The sequence below is a fragment of the Psychrobacter sp. CMS30 genome, assembly GCF_904846565.1.
Lineage (GTDB): Bacteria > Pseudomonadota > Gammaproteobacteria > Pseudomonadales > Moraxellaceae > Psychrobacter > Psychrobacter maritimus.
Map to the genome: position 1 here is coordinate 22,548 of NZ_CAJHBF010000006.1, position 16,252 is coordinate 38,799.

A 16,252-nucleotide genomic window follows, 5' to 3' on the forward strand; every position below is an offset into this window, starting at 1 on the left:
TACAGTGAAGCAACATACTTTACAGGCTATCTGCAAAGCTTAGCGTTTCTACTACGCCGCGATAGACATAAACGGGCTACTATGCAAAGTAGTACAAACATCACTAGATACTTATTGTATTTTAAACTGTATATTGTATTTTAAATTTGACGACTTAATAGGTGATAATATGAAATTTGCTAAAACTTTTGCAATGACAGCCATTACTAGTTCAGCATTAATCATGACTGGTTGTAATACAGGCCCATACGGCAACGCAAACAACACCGTAAGAGGTGCTACTGCAGGCGCTGCTGCTGGTGCTCTAATCAGAAGTAAAGGCGATAGTAAAGATATCGCACGTGGTGCATTAGCGGGTGCTGCTCTTGGTGGCGCTGGTGGTTATATCTATGACCAAACCAAATAATATATTTTAGATAGCTATCAACAGACAGTTATCAAAATAAAAAGCCTGCAATTAAATTGCAGGCTTTTTTATGTTTATTTATTAAGCAACGAAGCAATACTTTTATAATGCCTCACTATTTATAATGCCCCATTACTTATAGTGCGCCACTAAAAGTATCGCAAGATTGAATATTGCCACTCTCTAAACCACGGGTAAACCACTGAACGCGCTGTTGACTGGTACCATGAGCGAAATTATCAGGTACGACTGCCCCACCACTGGCACGCGCCAAGCGATCATCACCAATTTGACTGGCGGCATTGATGGCTTCATCGATATCACCGGCTTCTAAAAACTGCGCGCGCTCTTGATTAAGCTGTGCCCAAACGCCCGCAAAACAATCCGCCTGTAGTTCTTGTAATACCGACAGCTTATTGGCCTGTGCGCGCGTAACTTGACGACCGGCTTCATTTACTTGTTGGGTAATACCGAGCAAGGTCTGTACATGATGACCAACCTCATGAGATATCACATACGCTTGGGCAAAGTCACCGGCTTTACCTTGGTTTTCGCTATCACCTGAGCCTTGCTCATCGCCTGTAATGCCTAAGTTTTGGCGCATCTCTAAAAAAAACGACGTATCCAAATAAACCGTTTGATCACCCGGGCAATAAAAAGGTCCGGTTGCCGCACTGGCGCTGCCACAAGCGGAGCTGACTTGCCCATTAAATAGAATCAAGGACGGCTCTTTATAGGTACTGCCGGCCTCATTAAATATCTGATGCCAAACTTCTTCCGTATCCGCCAAAACTACTTTGACAAACCTTGTGTCACGGTCATCGCTGGTCGCAGGCTCAGTAGAGGTATTGCTGCCACCACCTGCAACCACTTGACCGGTCTGTAGTGCAGTCATTGGGTTGACCCCAAACACCAACCATAAGATACCAGCGATGATAATCCCGCCGATACCGCCACCGATCATCTTACCGCCACCACTGCTTGTGCGCACATTAGAGCTGCCGCGTCTGCCTTGCCATTTCATAAAATCTCTCCTAAAAAATACCATAGTCATCGCTATGCGTATCGTCGTTAGTCCTGTTATATAGTTATGGATATTTAATAATTTTAAGCGCAGTCCCTTGATTGCCTATTTTATTTAGCTGCTTTTCATTTTTCATTTAGCCATTAACCGTGAAAAACGAGGTCAAACAACGCTTCTTATGCTGCTATTGTTTCGTTGCTAAGACTTCTTTTCTTACTACTTTTATAGACGGTTTTTATTGATAGCTTTTACGAATACTACCGCTATTTATACCCTGCTAATATTCATCATTCAATGACTGTATTTGATGATAATTGTACTGACAATAGGCCATAAATGGGTATAAACTAGCACCTTAGTCATGAGAGAAAACCTTTTATAGGAAAACCCTTAAATCGTACTGATGTCATTGATTATACGTCGATTAATTTGGCTTGTTGTATTAAAAGTTATATTAAGTAGACCATGTAAACCCCTATTTACAATTTTATTGCTACTTAATTGTACAAGCTCTTTCCATGCAGAAAGAAATCATATAGAATGCGTGGAAGCTGAGTAGCTGCGATTAATACTAGTTGAATTCTGAGACATCTCGGATATTCAACCTTTTTTGCTGCTACTGATCATTTCATTTTCCCGGAGAAAACCTTATGAACTTAAAATTACTTGCTCTAGCTGGTATCATGACTGCAACTATGGGCCTTACTGCCTGTGACAGCAACAAAGAAAACGCTGCTGAAGATTTATCTGACGCACAAGAAGAAGTGACTGATGCTTCTGAACAGTTAGACGAAGCTGCTGCTGAAGGCGAAGCTGTTCCTGCTGACGCTGTTGAAGCTGTTGACGCTGCTGAAGCTGACATTGCTGACGCACAAGCTGCTACTGCTACTGACGAAATCGATGCTGAAGTACCTGTAGACGGTACTACTACTAGCGTTGACGTAGCTAGCGAAACTCCTGCAGTAGACGCAGCTGACGAAGTTGTAGTTGAAGAACCAGCTCAGTAATTTTTATTTTTCATAATAAAAATACTGTAGTAAAAAAAAGAGAGCCTAGGCTCTCTTTTTTTATGTCTGTTATTTAGGATTTTATCAGCGCTTCAAAGGTTAGGCAGAAAATGCATTAGACTATGGCGCTAAATAACATGGACTACCCTATCTTGTAAATCATTTGCTTGATAAATCTAAAAAGCCAATAGCATGACTTTCATCATCGCTATTGGCTCAACAGAGTAACTTATTAACAAAACCTATTAACAAAGTTTACTCATCAAATAAACGTTCATCAACCTGCTGACGAAATTTTTGACCGGTTTTAAAGGTAACCACACGGCGCGCAGACACCGCAACAGGCTCACCTGTCTTTGGATTACGACCGGGACGGCTGTTTTTATCTTTCAGCTCGAAGTTGCCAAAGCCTGAAAGCTTGACCTCTTTGCCATCAATCAAACTCTCTGACAATTCATCGAAAAAGTTCTCCACCAAACAGCGGCCTTCTTGGCGTGTCAGGTTAAGATGACTCATCAAATGCTCAATCATGTCAGATTTGGTTAAGGTGCTCACAGTACGACTCCTATGCTATGTCGTGATGTCGAATATCATGGTTTAGCGGTATGAGGATTAATGTTAGCTATTATAAAGGTTTTTTGCCGTCATTTTAATAAAGTCTGCAATAAAATCCTTTATTAATAACCACTTAACTTACTTTATGTCTAAAACTTTCTATCAGCTAATCTTTTTCATCAATAGCAAAGCGCCATAGCCTCGCTTATGAGGAGGCTATGGAGGATTTTATATTTTTAGGATTAGATATTAGCTGTCACGCAACTGAGCAGCGTGCTGTTCGGTTAGGGCTTGCACTACCTTATCGGTCGCTGTCTTTACCGCTTCATCAGATAGTGTCTGTGTTCTGTCTTGCCATATCAGCGCAAAAGCCAATGAGCGTTGACCCGCTGGCACTTTATCACCTTGATACACATCAAATAGCCACATATCTGTCAATAGCTCACCGGCTGCCGCGCGTATCGTCGCCTCTAACGTCTGTAAGCTAATATCGCTATCGACTAAGATGGCAATATCACGGCGTACTTGCGGGAATTTGCTTGGCGTGGTGATGGCATGCTGTTCACGTACAAGGGTCAATAATGGCGCAAGTGATAATTGAGCCACCCATGTAGCTGGCAAGTCTAACTGCTTGGCGGTATTAGGATGCAATTGACCCAACCAACCGACATACTGATCATCGATATAGATCTTGGCACTTTGACCCGGATGTAAGAAAGCAAGCTCACTACGCTCATAGCGGATACGCGCACTATCCACTTGCGCAGGTAATAACTGCTCAATATCATGCTTGAGATCATAGAAGTCTAACGCACGGTTTTGGTACGCTTGCTCGTCCCAAACATCGCCGACTGCGACCAATGCAATACTTGGCGTTTGTACCAACTCGCTAATACTTTGACCGACAAAACTAAGACCAGTTTCAAAGAAACGCACGCGCGGCTGCTGACGATTGAGGTTATATTGCACACAAGGCAATAAGCTTGACAGCAAAGTACGGCGCATTACCGCTAAGTCGCTAGAGATAGGATTGGCCAGTGCCAACACTTCACCTAGCGCTTTATCATCAAGCAAGGCTTCTATTTTTGCATCACTAAAGCTAAAGCTGATCGCTTCCATATAGCCATTATCGACCAATGCCAGCTTCATTTGATGCGTTAAGTCTGCGGTATCGTCATAATCCATACTGACTTGCAAATGCGGCAAGACGCTTGGAATATTGTCATAGCCATAGATACGCGCAATCTCTTCGATTAAATCCTCGCGGATACTCATATCAAAGCGATACGATGGCGGCGTGCAAATTAGGCTCTCCGCTTGCTGCTCTACTGCAAAGCCTAATTGGGTTAGGATACGTACCATGACTGCTGGCTCAATCTCAATACCAATGACATCACGTACTTTAGTGAGTGGCAAGGTAATGGGCGCGCGTGCTGGCAGGTTTTCAGTACTTTCTGCTCTTACTATTTGACCAGCTTGACCGCCAGTAACGCTAGTAATCAAATCAGTAGCACGCGCCAGTGCTAACTCTGGTAATTCAAAATCGACACCACGCTCAAAGCGTTGTGAGGCATCAGTATGCAGACCAAAACGGCGTGCACGTGCAGCGATTGCTAATGGATTAAAGAAAGCGCTTTCTAAGACGATATTGGTGGTGCTATCAGTAACGCTACTGCGTTGACCGCCCATGATACCCGCTAGCGCAAGTGCGCCTTTATCATCAGCAATCACCAATTCATCACCGGTTAAAGTAATGGTTTGCTCATTCAGTAAGATAATGGTTTCTGTAGGCTGTGCCAAACGCACAACGATATCACCAACAATGGTATCGGCATCAAACGAATGTAGCGGCTGACCCAATTCCATCAACACATAGTTTGTCACATCAACCAAAAAGTTATGCGAGCGTAATCCCGATTGGACTAGTGCATCTTGCATCCACTTTGGGGTGTCGATGCTACGATCAATATTACTGATTGATTGTAAAAGATAGCGTGGGCACGCCTCAACCGCACTGACTGTCACCGCTGGCGTTGCGCTGTTATCAGTAGCTGCTACATTGGTAGGAATCTCAGGCTGCTGCATCGGCAAATCGTTAATCACTGATATCTCGCGCGCAATACCACGTACGCTAAAGCAATCACCACGGTTTGGGGTGATAGAGATATCCAGTATCTGATTGTCTAAACCTAAATACTCACGGATATCCATACCAATCGGTGCATCAGCTGGCAATTCAAGCAGACCATCGATGCTATCGGTTAAATCAATTTCAGACGCGCCGCAAAGCATACCGTTAGAGTCGACACCGCGTAGGTTACCGTTTTTAATTTCAAAACCTGCACCATTATCAGAAGGCAAAATGGCACCAACGGTCGCAACAGGCGCTTTCATACCGACCGTTACATTGGGCGCACCGCAAACGATTTGTAACGGTTCAGATGCACCAATATTAACCTGCGTAACGCGCAGTTTATCGGCATCTGGATGCTGTTCAACGCTGATGACTTCACCGACAACCACACCACTAAAAGCACGGGCAACCGCAAAGCGATCATCAATCTCTAGCCCTGCCATGGTGAGTTGTTCGGCCAATTGCTCACTGCTATTGTTGGGATTTACCCATTGACGTAGCCACTGTTCGCTAATTTTCATAAATATCTCGGATCAGAATTTTATAATAAAGATTTTGAATTAAAGGTTGGCAAATTAACTTGTTGTATTAACAAGGAACACTTTTTATATAAACAAAGAGCGCTCTAGCCAAACTGTTTTAAGAAGCGTACGTCGTTTTGGAAAAACAAGCGCAAATCGTCGATACCGTAATATAACATCGCAAAGCGCTCAATACCCATGCCAAAAGCAAAGCCGGTGTATTTATCGCTATCAATACCGCAGTTAGTCAGCACCTGTGGATGCACCATACCGCAGCCCATGACCTCAAGCCATTTACCATTATCATCGAGGATATCGACTTCAGCAGAAGGCTCAGTAAACGGGAAAAATGACGGACGGAAACGCACGGTCAATTCTTTGGCAAAGAACGCTTCTAAAAACTCACTAATCAAGCCTTTTAGCTCAGCAAAGGTACTTGACTCAGTAACCATTAAGCCTTCTAGCTGATGGAACATCGGCGAATGGGTTTGGTCCGAGTCATTACGATAGACGCGACCTGGGCAAATAATACGAATCGGCGGCTCATTTTTTTCCATGGTGCGAATTTGCACCGGACTGGTATGCGTACGCAGTAAATAATGCGCATCAAAATAGAAGGTATCGTGCATCGCACGTGCTGGATGATGCGAGGGAATATTAAGTGCTTCAAAGTTATAGTAATCACTCTCAACTTCAGGGCCAGTAGCGACATTAAAACCCGCTTGAATGAAATACTGCTGCATACGCTGGGTAATCATCGTCACTGGATGCAAATGACCTTTTTGACCACCGCGAGCAGGCAAGGTGATATCAATGCTTTCGCTTGCAAGCTTAGCATTTAATGCCGCCACTTCTAGCTGCTGCTGCTGCGCCGTCAATGCATCTTGAATACGGCTACGGACTTGATGTAACCAGCCACCGTAAGTTTTTTTATCATCGCTGCTCAGTTTGCCCATCTGCTTTGACCAGCCAGTTAAGGGGCTCTTTTTACCCGTCAATTGCACACGCAAATCTTGTAATAAGCGGACATCATTGACTTGTAGGATTAAGGCTTCAGCGGCACTGGCAAACTCAGTCAGCTGGGCTTCAGTTAGCTCGCTCAGTTCTGAGGATAAGGTCGGTAGCGCCGACAAATCGGTGGTAGCAGCAGGGGTAGTCATAAGACGCATTCTTCCTGATTTAAACGGACTATTAATTATAGTGATAGGTAATTGTAGGGATTTGACCAAATATTGCAAACCATTTACCCATTCATTTTAATATAAGGGCGTGTGATATGAATGGCTTGAATATTTAGACAATGAAAGGTGCAACTTTATAAAAAGCATGTGGCATCTTAGCGGTGATAAAACTTTAGCGGTGATAAACTGACCATAAAATAATTTAATATAAAAAAAGCCACCGACCAGCGGTAGCTTTTATTAATATCGTACTATTAATCAATATTAGTCCTATCCATTCAAGTAATCAAAAAAGCTGAATACCTAAAGGACGGTTAATATTTAGGCCAATTCCGCTTTTGCTTTTTCAACCAAGGCGGTGAAAGTCGCTGCATCATGCATAGCGATATCAGCAAGTACGCGACGATCGATTGCAATGTTAGCTTTTTTCATGCCATTGATAAAGCGGCTATAGCTTAAGCCGTTTAAGCGTGCACCAGCATTGATACGTGCAATCCAAAGACGACGGAAAGTACGTTTTTTGTTGCGACGATCACGATAAGCATATTGACCAGCTTTGGTCACTGCCTGTACCGCTACGCGGTAAACACGTGAACGGGCACCGTAGTAGCCTTTTGCGCGCTTTAAGATTTTTTTGTGACGGCGATTTGCCTGTACACCACGTTTTACACGGGCCATAAATTACTCCAAGATATTTTTAATCATTATTAAACGAATCACGATGTCATTAATTAATAGACATCGTTATCAGATTGCAAAGTCATATGTTTTTAATTCAGTCGCTATTTATTAAACAGCGCTTAATTAAAGATAAATGACGATAGCCTTATTAGATGTATGGGCACATACGACGAACTGCTGCTTCGTCAGACTTGTCCACCATCTTAAGACCGCGCAACTGGCGAATACGCTTAGCTGATTTCTTGGTCAAGATATGGCTTTTGAATGCTTGCTTACGCTTAAAGCCGTTCGCTGTTTTTTTGAAGCGTTTAGCTGCACCGCTTCTGGTTTTCATCTTAACTTTCATGATGATTTGCCTCTTTGTCTTTGATAGAACCTGGTCGTCAAATAGTCAATAACGAATAGCGGCTGTAAAAACAGGCACTAAACCTCTATTTGCCTCGAGGTGGGAGGCGCCATTTTAACAGATCATGCGCAGTTTTGCCAAGGAAAGTTTCAGCTCGGTTTAGCGTATGTTGTTCTTTCTAATCACAAATACTATGGGGCTTATTTTAAGCGGCTAAACCTTGGTCTTTAGCCACTTAAAATCCAAGCTTCGAAATAGATACTAAGCTATATAAACTTAATAAAACTAAGGTTAGCTGAGTCTAATTTACAATTATTATTTTATCAAAATTCCGCTCAGGTATAATTGTGCTTTATTTACTGCTTTAACATATTGAATGTCAGCCTAAGCTGTGTTTAAGTAGAGTGTGAACACTGATAAAGCGCTCTCATAAACGGTAGATAGGCTAAATGACTTCATAAGCTTCTTTTTATTGATGAGTGCTTTTTATTAAAACCTATTTTTTATTATTAATTAGTTTGTATTACTAATTACTTTCTACTTATAAGACGATAGACGATGACTTTACCTGCTTGGCTTGCTGCCGTAAATTTTAATGCTGATGGCTTGATTCCTGCAATTGCACAAGATTATGTGTCAGGGCGTATTTTGATGATGGCGTGGATGAACGCCGAATCCCTACAATTAACCGCGCAAACGCAGACGGCGGTGTACTTTTCGCGTTCACGTGGCAAGTTATGGCATAAGGGCGAATCTTCTGGGCATACCCAGCGCGTGCATGATATTCGTCTAGATTGCGACGCCGATGTGATTGTCCTTAGCGTCACTCAAGCCGGTGGTATCGCTTGTCATACCGGCCGCGAGTCTTGTTTTTATCAGCGTTTGGATTTGTCAGGGCAAACACCTGAATGGCAAACAGTCGATAAAGTATTGAAAGATCCTGCAGAGATTTATCAGACAAACGCCGCTGCAAAAGCCACGCCTGAAATTAATGAAGCGCCGTCTCAAGATTTAGTGCATTCGAACACCCATCAAAATAACAACCTTGCTACCACTCATTCTATTTTGCAGCAGCTTGATAAAGTATTGGCCGAGCGCAAACAAGCGGATGCTGACAGCTCATATGTAGCAAGCTTATACGCCAAAGGTCTCAATAAAATATTAGAAAAAGTCGGTGAAGAAAGTACCGAGAGCATCATCGCTGCTAAAGACTTTGCCAATTGCGATGAAAGCACTGATAAAACCCAATATGACGAAGCGCGTCATGAGCTAATCTATGAAGTCGCTGATGTCTGGTTCCATACCTTAGTAGGTTTGGCTTGGTTCGATATCGAGTCAGAGGCGGTATTAAATGAATTAGGTCGACGCTTTGGTCTCTCAGGTATTGATGAAAAAGCGGCGCGCTAGCGCTCTTTAAGCTTAGCCATTACCCTGTTTGATTATTGTTGCTTTCACCTTTTTGTCATAACGGCAGGTTATAATAGTGTGACGTGTTACTTCGCATAAGCTGTCGATAGCTTTTGTGCACGACCACAATATTCTATACACTCAACGTATTCCTATAAAGACTGAAAACCAAGACATAAGGATAGCATTATGGGCAGTTTTTCCATTACGCATTGGCTGATTTTATTGGTGGTGGTGGTTGTCGTATTTGGCACCTCCAAACTAAGAAATGCCGGTAAAGATTTGGGCGGCGCGGTCAAAGGTTTTAAAGAAGCCGTCAAAGACGAAAATACTGAACATGCCAAAAAGCAAGTGGTGCTCGACCATGATGGCAAAGCACACCCTGAAGAGCGCCCAACAACCACTAAGGTTGATGACAAGCATAATGTATAGCATTTAGACAGTGACATCGGAACATTATGTTTGATATTGGGTTTTCTGAATTATTGCTTTTTGGCGTCATTGCCTTAATCGTCTTGGGGCCAGAAAAGCTGCCCCAAGCGGCTCGTACCGCTGGGCAATGGTATGCCAAAATTCGCCGCACGGTTTCTACCTTGCAGTCTGAAATCGAAGCGGAACTTGACTTAGCTGAGACGCGCCAGCAAATGCAAAAAGAGCTGGCCAAAATTCGCCAAACGGAAGCAGAAATGCGCCGTGAAATGGCAGAGATGCGCGGCAGTATGCAAGAGTTTTCATCCTCGCAGAATAAGCATCTAAAAGCAGCACATCAGCCTACAACCGATAAAGTGGATAACATAAACAATAAAAACGATGGTGAAAAAGGCGATAACTCGTCCGCGTTGCCAAAAGAGTTTGACTATGCCTATGACAGTGATGGGTCAGATAAAAAGTCAAAAGAGCCTGAACTTTCAGAGAATCAAGGTAATGATGACAGCGACACTCAACATATCACTACACAAACAACTCAAAGCAACATTCAAAATATCAGCACCAAACCGTGGGAAAATATGTGGTTCCGTCTGGGCGCTTATGATAAAGCAAGGCGTCTGCCGCAAGCGCCCTATTTACCCAATTATAAAGCCGATATTTTATTAAACAGCCCTGTCAACCATTTGGACAGTCCTTTACCCAAACAGGCTTCTGTTAATAAGCAGGAGAATGATTAGTGGGCTTATTTAAACGTAAAAAAAGCCGCCAAGAAAAAATAATGGATGCAGATATTAAGGCTGCAACAGAAACCCTTGATAGTAATACCGATAGTGAGAACGTCGATAACAGCAATGAGGACTCTGGCGATATCTTAAGCTCACTTGGCGATATGCCGATTACCGAGCATTTGATTGAGTTACGTCGGCATCTGATTAAGATATGCGTCGCCGTATTGGTGATATTTTTAGCCTTGGTCGGATTTTCACGCGAGCTGTATGATTTTTTATCTGACCCATTGGTTGCTCAGTTGCCCGCCAACTCGACGATGATTGCGACCGATATTACCTCTAACTTTATGGCACCGATACGCTTGACCATATTTGTCGCGGCATTTTTTGCCATGCCGTATATTTTGTATCAAATCTGGTCGTTTGTCGCACCCGGTTTATATAAAAAAGAGAAAAAAGTCGCCATTCCTGTACTGATGTCCTCGATATTTTTATTTTATACGGGCGTGGCTTTCTCTTATTTTATCGTACTCAAAGGCGTACTTAAGTTTTTTATCATGTTTGCGCCGCAGAACGTCTTGCCGATGACAGATATCGACAGTTATTTAAGTTTTGCGCTCAAATTATTCATGGTATTTGGGCTGACGTTTGAGATTCCGGTGGTCACCTTACTATTGATATTGGCCGGTGTCGTCTCCATTCAGAGCTTAGAAGATAAACGCCGTTATATTATCGTCGGCTGTTTTGCCGTTGCGGCGGTCGTTACACCGCCTGATGGCGTGTCGATGTTGATGCTCGCGATTCCGATGTGGTTATTGTTTGAGCTGGGATTATTTTTAGCAAAAATCTTAATCAAAGAAGAGCGCAGCCTTGATGCAGCAGACGATATAGAATTGAAGAAAGAATAGCTCTACTTATCAGACACTTATTGCAAAACAGCCAACGCGCTAATCTGTTAATATAACCTGCTTATTTCCACCTTTATTTTCTACTAACTTTTTTATTATTGTCCTGTGCGCTTGCAATTTTTTTGCAATCAACATCATGACCAGTCGGCCATTGTCTATGCAGTGGCTTTTTTTACCCCCGTTATTTTTGCCCCCATTCTAGTTTTTAGGTAGCTTTACTATGTCCGCATCTATGCCAGCTTATATGAGCGATCCCACCGATGAGCAGCTGAACGCGCTAAATATGGCGATGGATCACAAGTCATTTAAAGTGGTCGCTTATGCGGGCGCAGGGAAAACGACGACGCTCAAATTAATCGGTGAGCGTTTGCGTGGCCGCGGCTTATATTTAGCCTTTAACAAAGCAATTGCCAACGATGCACGGCAAAAATTCCCCGGTCACGTCGATTGTCGGACCTTTCACTCACTGGCTTATCGTCATGTACCACGTGATATCACCGCCAAATTGTCGTTGCCAAGATTTTCACCCAAACGTCTGGGTGATGATTTGGGTCTGCAACCGGTACAAGTCCGTCGGCAAATGGATGGGATGAATAAATATATTACCCTCACGCCAGCGCGCTTGTCGCGGTTTGTCAGTGATGCGGTGAGCAATTTTTGTAGTACCCACGCCAGTTATCCTGCGCCAAGGCATATTGAGTTTCCAAGCTGGCTCGATGATTCTGATGCCGAGCAACTGCGTGAAATGCTCTACCCTGCCGTTGAGCAGCGTTGGCTACAGTCGATTGATGCGCGCCATCCTGCTGGCATAGGGCATGATATTTATCTTAAATTGTGGGCATTATCGAAGCCCAGTATTCCTGCGGATTTTATCTTATTTGACGAAGCGCAAGATGCCGATCCCTTGATGATGGGGATTTTGACCCAGCAGCCACGGCAAGTGATTTATGTGGGTGACGCCCATCAGCAGATTTATGAGTGGCGCGGCGCGGTCAATGCGATGAAAAAACTGCCATTGCCGCAGACTTTATTAACCCAGTCGTTTCGTTTTGGCGAACCGATTGCTGAGATTGCCAATACCTTGCTCAAAGCCTTACAAGAAGATGTGCCATTAAAAGGCAATCCTAATAAGCAGTCTTCTACCGAAAAAGGCATGGTTCATAGTAAAAAAGATGCCATTCTTTGCCGCACCAATGCTGCTGCTATGTCGCAATTACTAACAGGCTTAAAGCTTGGTCATAGAGTTGCTCTGCAAGCAGATACCGATCGTATGCTTAAATTCTGTCAGGCAGCCGAAAATTTAAAAAACGGCAAATCGGCGTATGGCGTCCCTGAGCTGGCGTATTTTTATAATTGGGGTGACGTCCAAGAATATTCTGAAACCAATGAAGGCAGCGACCTTAAAACCTTGGTCAAATTGGTCGATGATCATGGGACTAATGTGCTCAGCCAAGCGGTCAATAGTTTATCCAGTATTGAAAATGCCGATTATGTCATCTCAACCGCGCATAAAGCCAAAGGGCTTGAGTGGGGTAAAGTACAACTTGATGATGACTTTTATTATGATGTGACAACCAATGCAGTCAAAATCAGCCCAGAAGAGCTGCGTTTGCTCTACGTTGCTTGCACGCGGGCACAGAGCAATTTAGATATTCATAATATTAAAGACTTAATATCAGGATTACAGACGGGTAAAAAGGTGGTTTTTGGTAATACTTAGTTTTCTCTTTTATCTCACACCTCATAGTCTTTGCCGACCTCAATTTATAGTCTTTGCCGACCTCAATTTACAATAATAGCTTACCAACCATGAATAACACTCCATCTTTATCTCAAGCACTACAAGAGCGCCAACACACTATTCAGCGCTTGTTTGCCAATCCCGTTCGTTTGCTTGCGCCTATGGAAGGCTTAACCGATCCATTAATGCGCCAAATCCTAACCCAAATTGCGACAGACTTGGGTCGCCCTTATGATTGGTCGGTCAGTGAATTTATTCGCGTCACTCAGCATGTATTGCCAGCGCACGTTTTTTATAAATACGTGCCAGAACTCCATCATGATGCCAAAACCGCATCCGGTACGCCGATTCATATTCAGCTACTCGGTAGCGAAGCGCAACTGATGGCAGAAAATGCCGCTTACGCTTGTGAGCTTGGTGCGCCGGCGATTGATATCAACTTTGGTTGTCCGGCTAAAACGGTCAATAGCCATCGCGGTGGTTCAGTACTACTTGATGAGCCCGAAGTGATGTATGAGATTATCAGCGCCGTACGCCAAGCGGTTCCTGCTCATCTTCCCGTATCCGCAAAAATTCGCTTGGGTTATACCGATACCAGTCGCATGGATGATATCAAAGCTGCCATTGCTGCGAGCGGCGCCGATTGGCTAACCATTCACGCACGTACCAAGACCCAAGGCTATAAGCCGCCGGCTTATTGGGATAAGATTCAGAATTTTAATACCTTAGATATTCCAGTGATTGCCAATGGCGAGATTTGGAATAGTGAGCATGCACAAAATTGTATGGCGCAGTCAGGTACTACTCATCTGATGCTTGGTCGCGGAGCCGTTACCCGTCCCGACTTGATTGCCGAAATTGATGCCGATAATAACGATACAGAAACGCTGACAGCTTTAGCATGGCAAGATTTAATTACCCATCAGATTAAGTTTTTAGAGGGCGTCGCGAAAAGCGATGTGGTTTTAGTCGGTCGTTATAAACAGTGGTTAGCGATGCTGACCAAAGGCTATAGCGAGGCTAAAATAGTATGGGATGATATCAAACGAGAAAAAAATAAAGCAGTGATTATCAAGGCGCTACAAGCAAGCGTTGCTTAAGGAATCACTGCCTTATTGATAACATACTCTATGGCTAAAAGAGCGCGTTTTACAACAGCGCGCTCAGGCTAATCGACTTACATACTGACTCGAATCGCTAAATAAAATAACATCAATGAGCAGGCCATCGATAGCGTCCAAAGAATAGAGCGAAAGGTAGCTAAATTGGTAATATAGGCCACGCAAAAACCAATACGAATCAGCACATAAAGCCAAGCGATGGTATTAATAATTAATTGCGGTACAAAAAACAGCATCGCAACCAACACTGCCGCCAAAAATATAGGCAAGGTCTCATAGCTGTTTTGCTGGGCGGCATTAGCCCGCGCCGCTGCTCCCGTCGTCCCTTGTAAAAAATCACGCGGATGGGCATTGTCAGCCAAATTAAAGCCGCCAATTGCTTTTGCCGTCAGCGCCATCATTAGGGGCAGCAAACTTGCCACCACCATTGCCCAAATACCTGACGCTGCGCTATCGGGAATCAACCCAAAGAATAGACTCATTAGTATAATCTTCCCTATGCTGCAATGACTTCAAAATCGTGAGTCACATTGACGCCGCCCTGTACTAGCATCCGACTGGCTGAGCAGTATTTTTCTGCAGACAGTTTGATTGCCTTTTCTACTTGGCTTTCTTTGACATCTTGTCCTGTCACCACAAAATGCATATGAATGTCAGTATAAACGGCTGGCACGGTTTCGGCACGCTGCGCGGTCAGCTCACAGCGTACGTCTGTCACTTCTTGGCGCGACTTTTGTAAAATTGCAACCACGTCATAGCTTGCACAGCCACCAAGCCCTAATAAAATCAGCTCCATTGGGCTGGCGCCTTTTTCTTTATCGGCATCGATTTGGACGTTATGTCCTGATGGGGATACACCCATAAAGGCTTTGTTTTCTTGCCACGTGACACTTGCTTTTGACTCTGACATTTTAAATATTCCTTGTTTTAATTGCTACGATTTTGAATGCGCATGCTTCTTAATTCACATGATTTTTAATTTGAATAGTAACAGTTTCTTATTTTTTGAAGAACTATGTCTTTTGGAAAAATAATGTCTTTTAGAAAAATAATGTCTTTTGCTAGTGTAGCATAAGCCAAAACGAGATTTATAAAGCCATATCCTTGTTTACCTTTTATAAACCGTTTCAGCGCATGTCTTTTAGAAATCACCATTTCACCCTGAATCTGATTGTTAAGTATTTATCACGATAATATTATTCAAACTTATTACTCTTATAAAATCCATCATAAAGAACTTACAAAAGTCTAATTATAACCCACTGATTTTAAAGCATTAATCTTGTGAAACATTTTATAGCAAAATACTGTTACACATTTGGGTTGTTTCTTGGTTTAATAACGGTAATGAATCTTATTTTGCCATGGTATCGATAACAGTCACCCTATAATAATTATGATTGCTGTCACTGTACCTTGTTGAAATAAGCTATTTTTAAACAATTTAAAAGGGTTTAGTCATGATAGATGCAGACGGCTTTCGCGCCAATGTCGGCATCATCTTGGCAAATACACAAGGGCAAGTTCTGTGGGCAAAACGTATTGGTCACAACGCTTGGCAGTTCCCTCAAGGCGGCATCGACCGCGGGGAGACGCCGATGGATGCGATGTATCGCGAGCTCTGGGAGGAGGTCGGCTTACATCCGCGTCATGTGGATTTACTGGCGGTCACGCAAGATTGGTTGCGCTACCGCCTGCCGAAACGCTATGTGCGTCATGGGCAGTATCCTTTGTGTATTGGGCAAAAACAAAAATGGTTTTTGCTGCGCTTAGATGAGCCGAATACTCAACATATCCGCTTTGATGAGGGTAAACCAGAATTTGACCATTGGCAATGGGTCAGCTACTGGTATCCACTCGGACAAGTGATTCATTTTAAACGTGGGGTATATCGTCGCGCCTTGCAAGAATTGGTGCGCGAACTACCGCTTAAACAAGAACTGATTATTCCAGAACAAAACAACCATTTGTTGGTGGAATAAATAGTTAGATTTATTGTTTTAGTAGTAAATACGAAAAAGCCTGTATCGAGTGATACAGGCTTTTTCGTATTTATAATTGCT

The 16,252-nt window shown here is 43.2% G+C and carries 17 protein-coding genes; 9 read left to right on the forward strand and 8 right to left on the reverse strand.

The window, feature by feature from the left end; translation table 11 throughout:
* The first annotated feature begins 169 nt into the window (after window positions 1-169).
* Window positions 170-406, forward strand: coding sequence for a hypothetical protein (locus JMX94_RS04525; protein WP_201563623.1), 237 nt, complete (start codon window positions 170-172; stop codon window positions 404-406).
* 136 nt (window positions 407-542) lie between these two features.
* On the opposite strand, the gene JMX94_RS04530 is transcribed toward JMX94_RS04525, so the two are convergent.
* Window positions 543-1,430, reverse strand: coding sequence for a neutral zinc metallopeptidase (locus tag JMX94_RS04530; protein WP_201563625.1), 888 nt, complete (start codon window positions 1,428-1,430; stop codon window positions 543-545).
* A 650-nt stretch (window positions 1,431-2,080) separates the two neighbouring features.
* Here JMX94_RS04530 and JMX94_RS04535 point away from each other — a divergent pair.
* Complete coding sequence (locus JMX94_RS04535) at window positions 2,081-2,437, forward strand: hypothetical protein (RefSeq protein ID WP_201563627.1); 357 nt, start codon at window positions 2,081-2,083, stop codon at window positions 2,435-2,437.
* 255 nt (window positions 2,438-2,692) lie between these two features.
* On the opposite strand, the gene JMX94_RS04540 is transcribed toward JMX94_RS04535, so the two are convergent.
* From JMX94_RS04540 to rpmI, 5 genes are all read right to left on the reverse strand, one after another.
* Window positions 2,693-2,992 carry an integration host factor subunit alpha gene (locus JMX94_RS04540; RefSeq protein WP_079692789.1) on the reverse strand — a complete coding sequence of 100 codons (300 nt, stop codon included), beginning with the start codon at window positions 2,990-2,992 and terminating at the stop codon, window positions 2,693-2,695.
* A gap of 249 nt (window positions 2,993-3,241) precedes the next feature.
* The gene (gene pheT / locus JMX94_RS04545; protein WP_201563629.1) at window positions 3,242-5,647 is read right to left on the reverse strand and encodes a phenylalanine--tRNA ligase subunit beta; all 2,406 of its coding nucleotides are present in this window, start codon (window positions 5,645-5,647) and stop codon (window positions 3,242-3,244) included.
* A 104-nt stretch (window positions 5,648-5,751) separates the two neighbouring features.
* Window positions 5,752-6,807, reverse strand: a complete 1,056-nt coding sequence (gene pheS / locus JMX94_RS04550) for a phenylalanine--tRNA ligase subunit alpha (RefSeq protein ID WP_201563631.1) — start codon at window positions 6,805-6,807, stop codon at window positions 5,752-5,754.
* A gap of 342 nt (window positions 6,808-7,149) precedes the next feature.
* A complete protein-coding gene (rplT, locus tag JMX94_RS04555; protein ID WP_011281252.1) occupies window positions 7,150-7,506 on the reverse strand; it encodes a 50S ribosomal protein L20 in 357 nt (118 codons plus the stop codon).
* Between the two features lie 151 nt (window positions 7,507-7,657).
* A complete protein-coding gene (gene rpmI, locus JMX94_RS04560) occupies window positions 7,658-7,855 on the reverse strand; it encodes a 50S ribosomal protein L35 (RefSeq protein ID WP_011281253.1) in 198 nt (65 codons plus the stop codon).
* Between the two features lie 558 nt (window positions 7,856-8,413).
* Between rpmI and hisIE the strand changes: the two genes are divergently transcribed.
* The 6 genes from hisIE to JMX94_RS04590 all read left to right on the forward strand — a co-directional run bounded on the left by hisIE (window position 8,414) and on the right by JMX94_RS04590 (window position 14,168).
* Window positions 8,414-9,262, forward strand: coding sequence for a bifunctional phosphoribosyl-AMP cyclohydrolase/phosphoribosyl-ATP diphosphatase HisIE (hisIE, locus tag JMX94_RS04565; RefSeq protein ID WP_201563633.1), 849 nt, complete (start codon window positions 8,414-8,416; stop codon window positions 9,260-9,262).
* A 189-nt stretch (window positions 9,263-9,451) separates the two neighbouring features.
* Window positions 9,452-9,694, forward strand: coding sequence for a Sec-independent protein translocase subunit TatA (gene tatA / locus JMX94_RS04570; protein ID WP_201563635.1), 243 nt, complete (start codon window positions 9,452-9,454; stop codon window positions 9,692-9,694).
* Window positions 9,695-9,720: 26 nt separating this feature from the next.
* Window positions 9,721-10,428, forward strand: a complete 708-nt coding sequence (gene tatB / locus JMX94_RS04575; protein WP_201563637.1) for a Sec-independent protein translocase protein TatB — start codon at window positions 9,721-9,723, stop codon at window positions 10,426-10,428.
* Window positions 10,428-11,327, forward strand: coding sequence for a twin-arginine translocase subunit TatC (gene tatC / locus JMX94_RS04580; protein ID WP_201563639.1), 900 nt, complete (start codon window positions 10,428-10,430; stop codon window positions 11,325-11,327). The genes tatB and tatC overlap by 1 nt, the downstream gene beginning before the upstream one ends.
* Window positions 11,328-11,547: 220 nt before the next feature.
* Complete coding sequence (locus tag JMX94_RS04585; protein ID WP_201563641.1) at window positions 11,548-13,047, forward strand: UvrD-helicase domain-containing protein; 1,500 nt, start codon at window positions 11,548-11,550, stop codon at window positions 13,045-13,047.
* A gap of 89 nt (window positions 13,048-13,136) precedes the next feature.
* Window positions 13,137-14,168 carry a tRNA-dihydrouridine synthase gene (locus JMX94_RS04590; protein ID WP_201563643.1) on the forward strand — a complete coding sequence of 344 codons (1,032 nt, stop codon included), beginning with the start codon at window positions 13,137-13,139 and terminating at the stop codon, window positions 14,166-14,168.
* 77 nt (window positions 14,169-14,245) lie between these two features.
* Here the strand turns inward: JMX94_RS04590 and JMX94_RS04595 are convergent, their stop codons facing one another.
* Both JMX94_RS04595 and JMX94_RS04600 read right to left on the reverse strand, forming a co-directional pair.
* Window positions 14,246-14,671, reverse strand: coding sequence for an MAPEG family protein (locus JMX94_RS04595; protein ID WP_201563645.1), 426 nt, complete (start codon window positions 14,669-14,671; stop codon window positions 14,246-14,248).
* 14 nt (window positions 14,672-14,685) lie between these two features.
* Entirely contained in the window at window positions 14,686-15,099 is a 414-nt protein-coding gene (locus JMX94_RS04600) for an OsmC family protein (protein ID WP_201563647.1), read from the reverse strand.
* Between the two features lie 550 nt (window positions 15,100-15,649).
* Between JMX94_RS04600 and JMX94_RS04605 the strand changes: the two genes are divergently transcribed.
* Window positions 15,650-16,171 (forward strand): RNA pyrophosphohydrolase, encoded by a 522-nt coding sequence (locus tag JMX94_RS04605; protein WP_068403735.1) that lies wholly within the window; start codon window positions 15,650-15,652, stop codon window positions 16,169-16,171.
* Window positions 16,172-16,252: the final 81 nt, after the last annotated feature.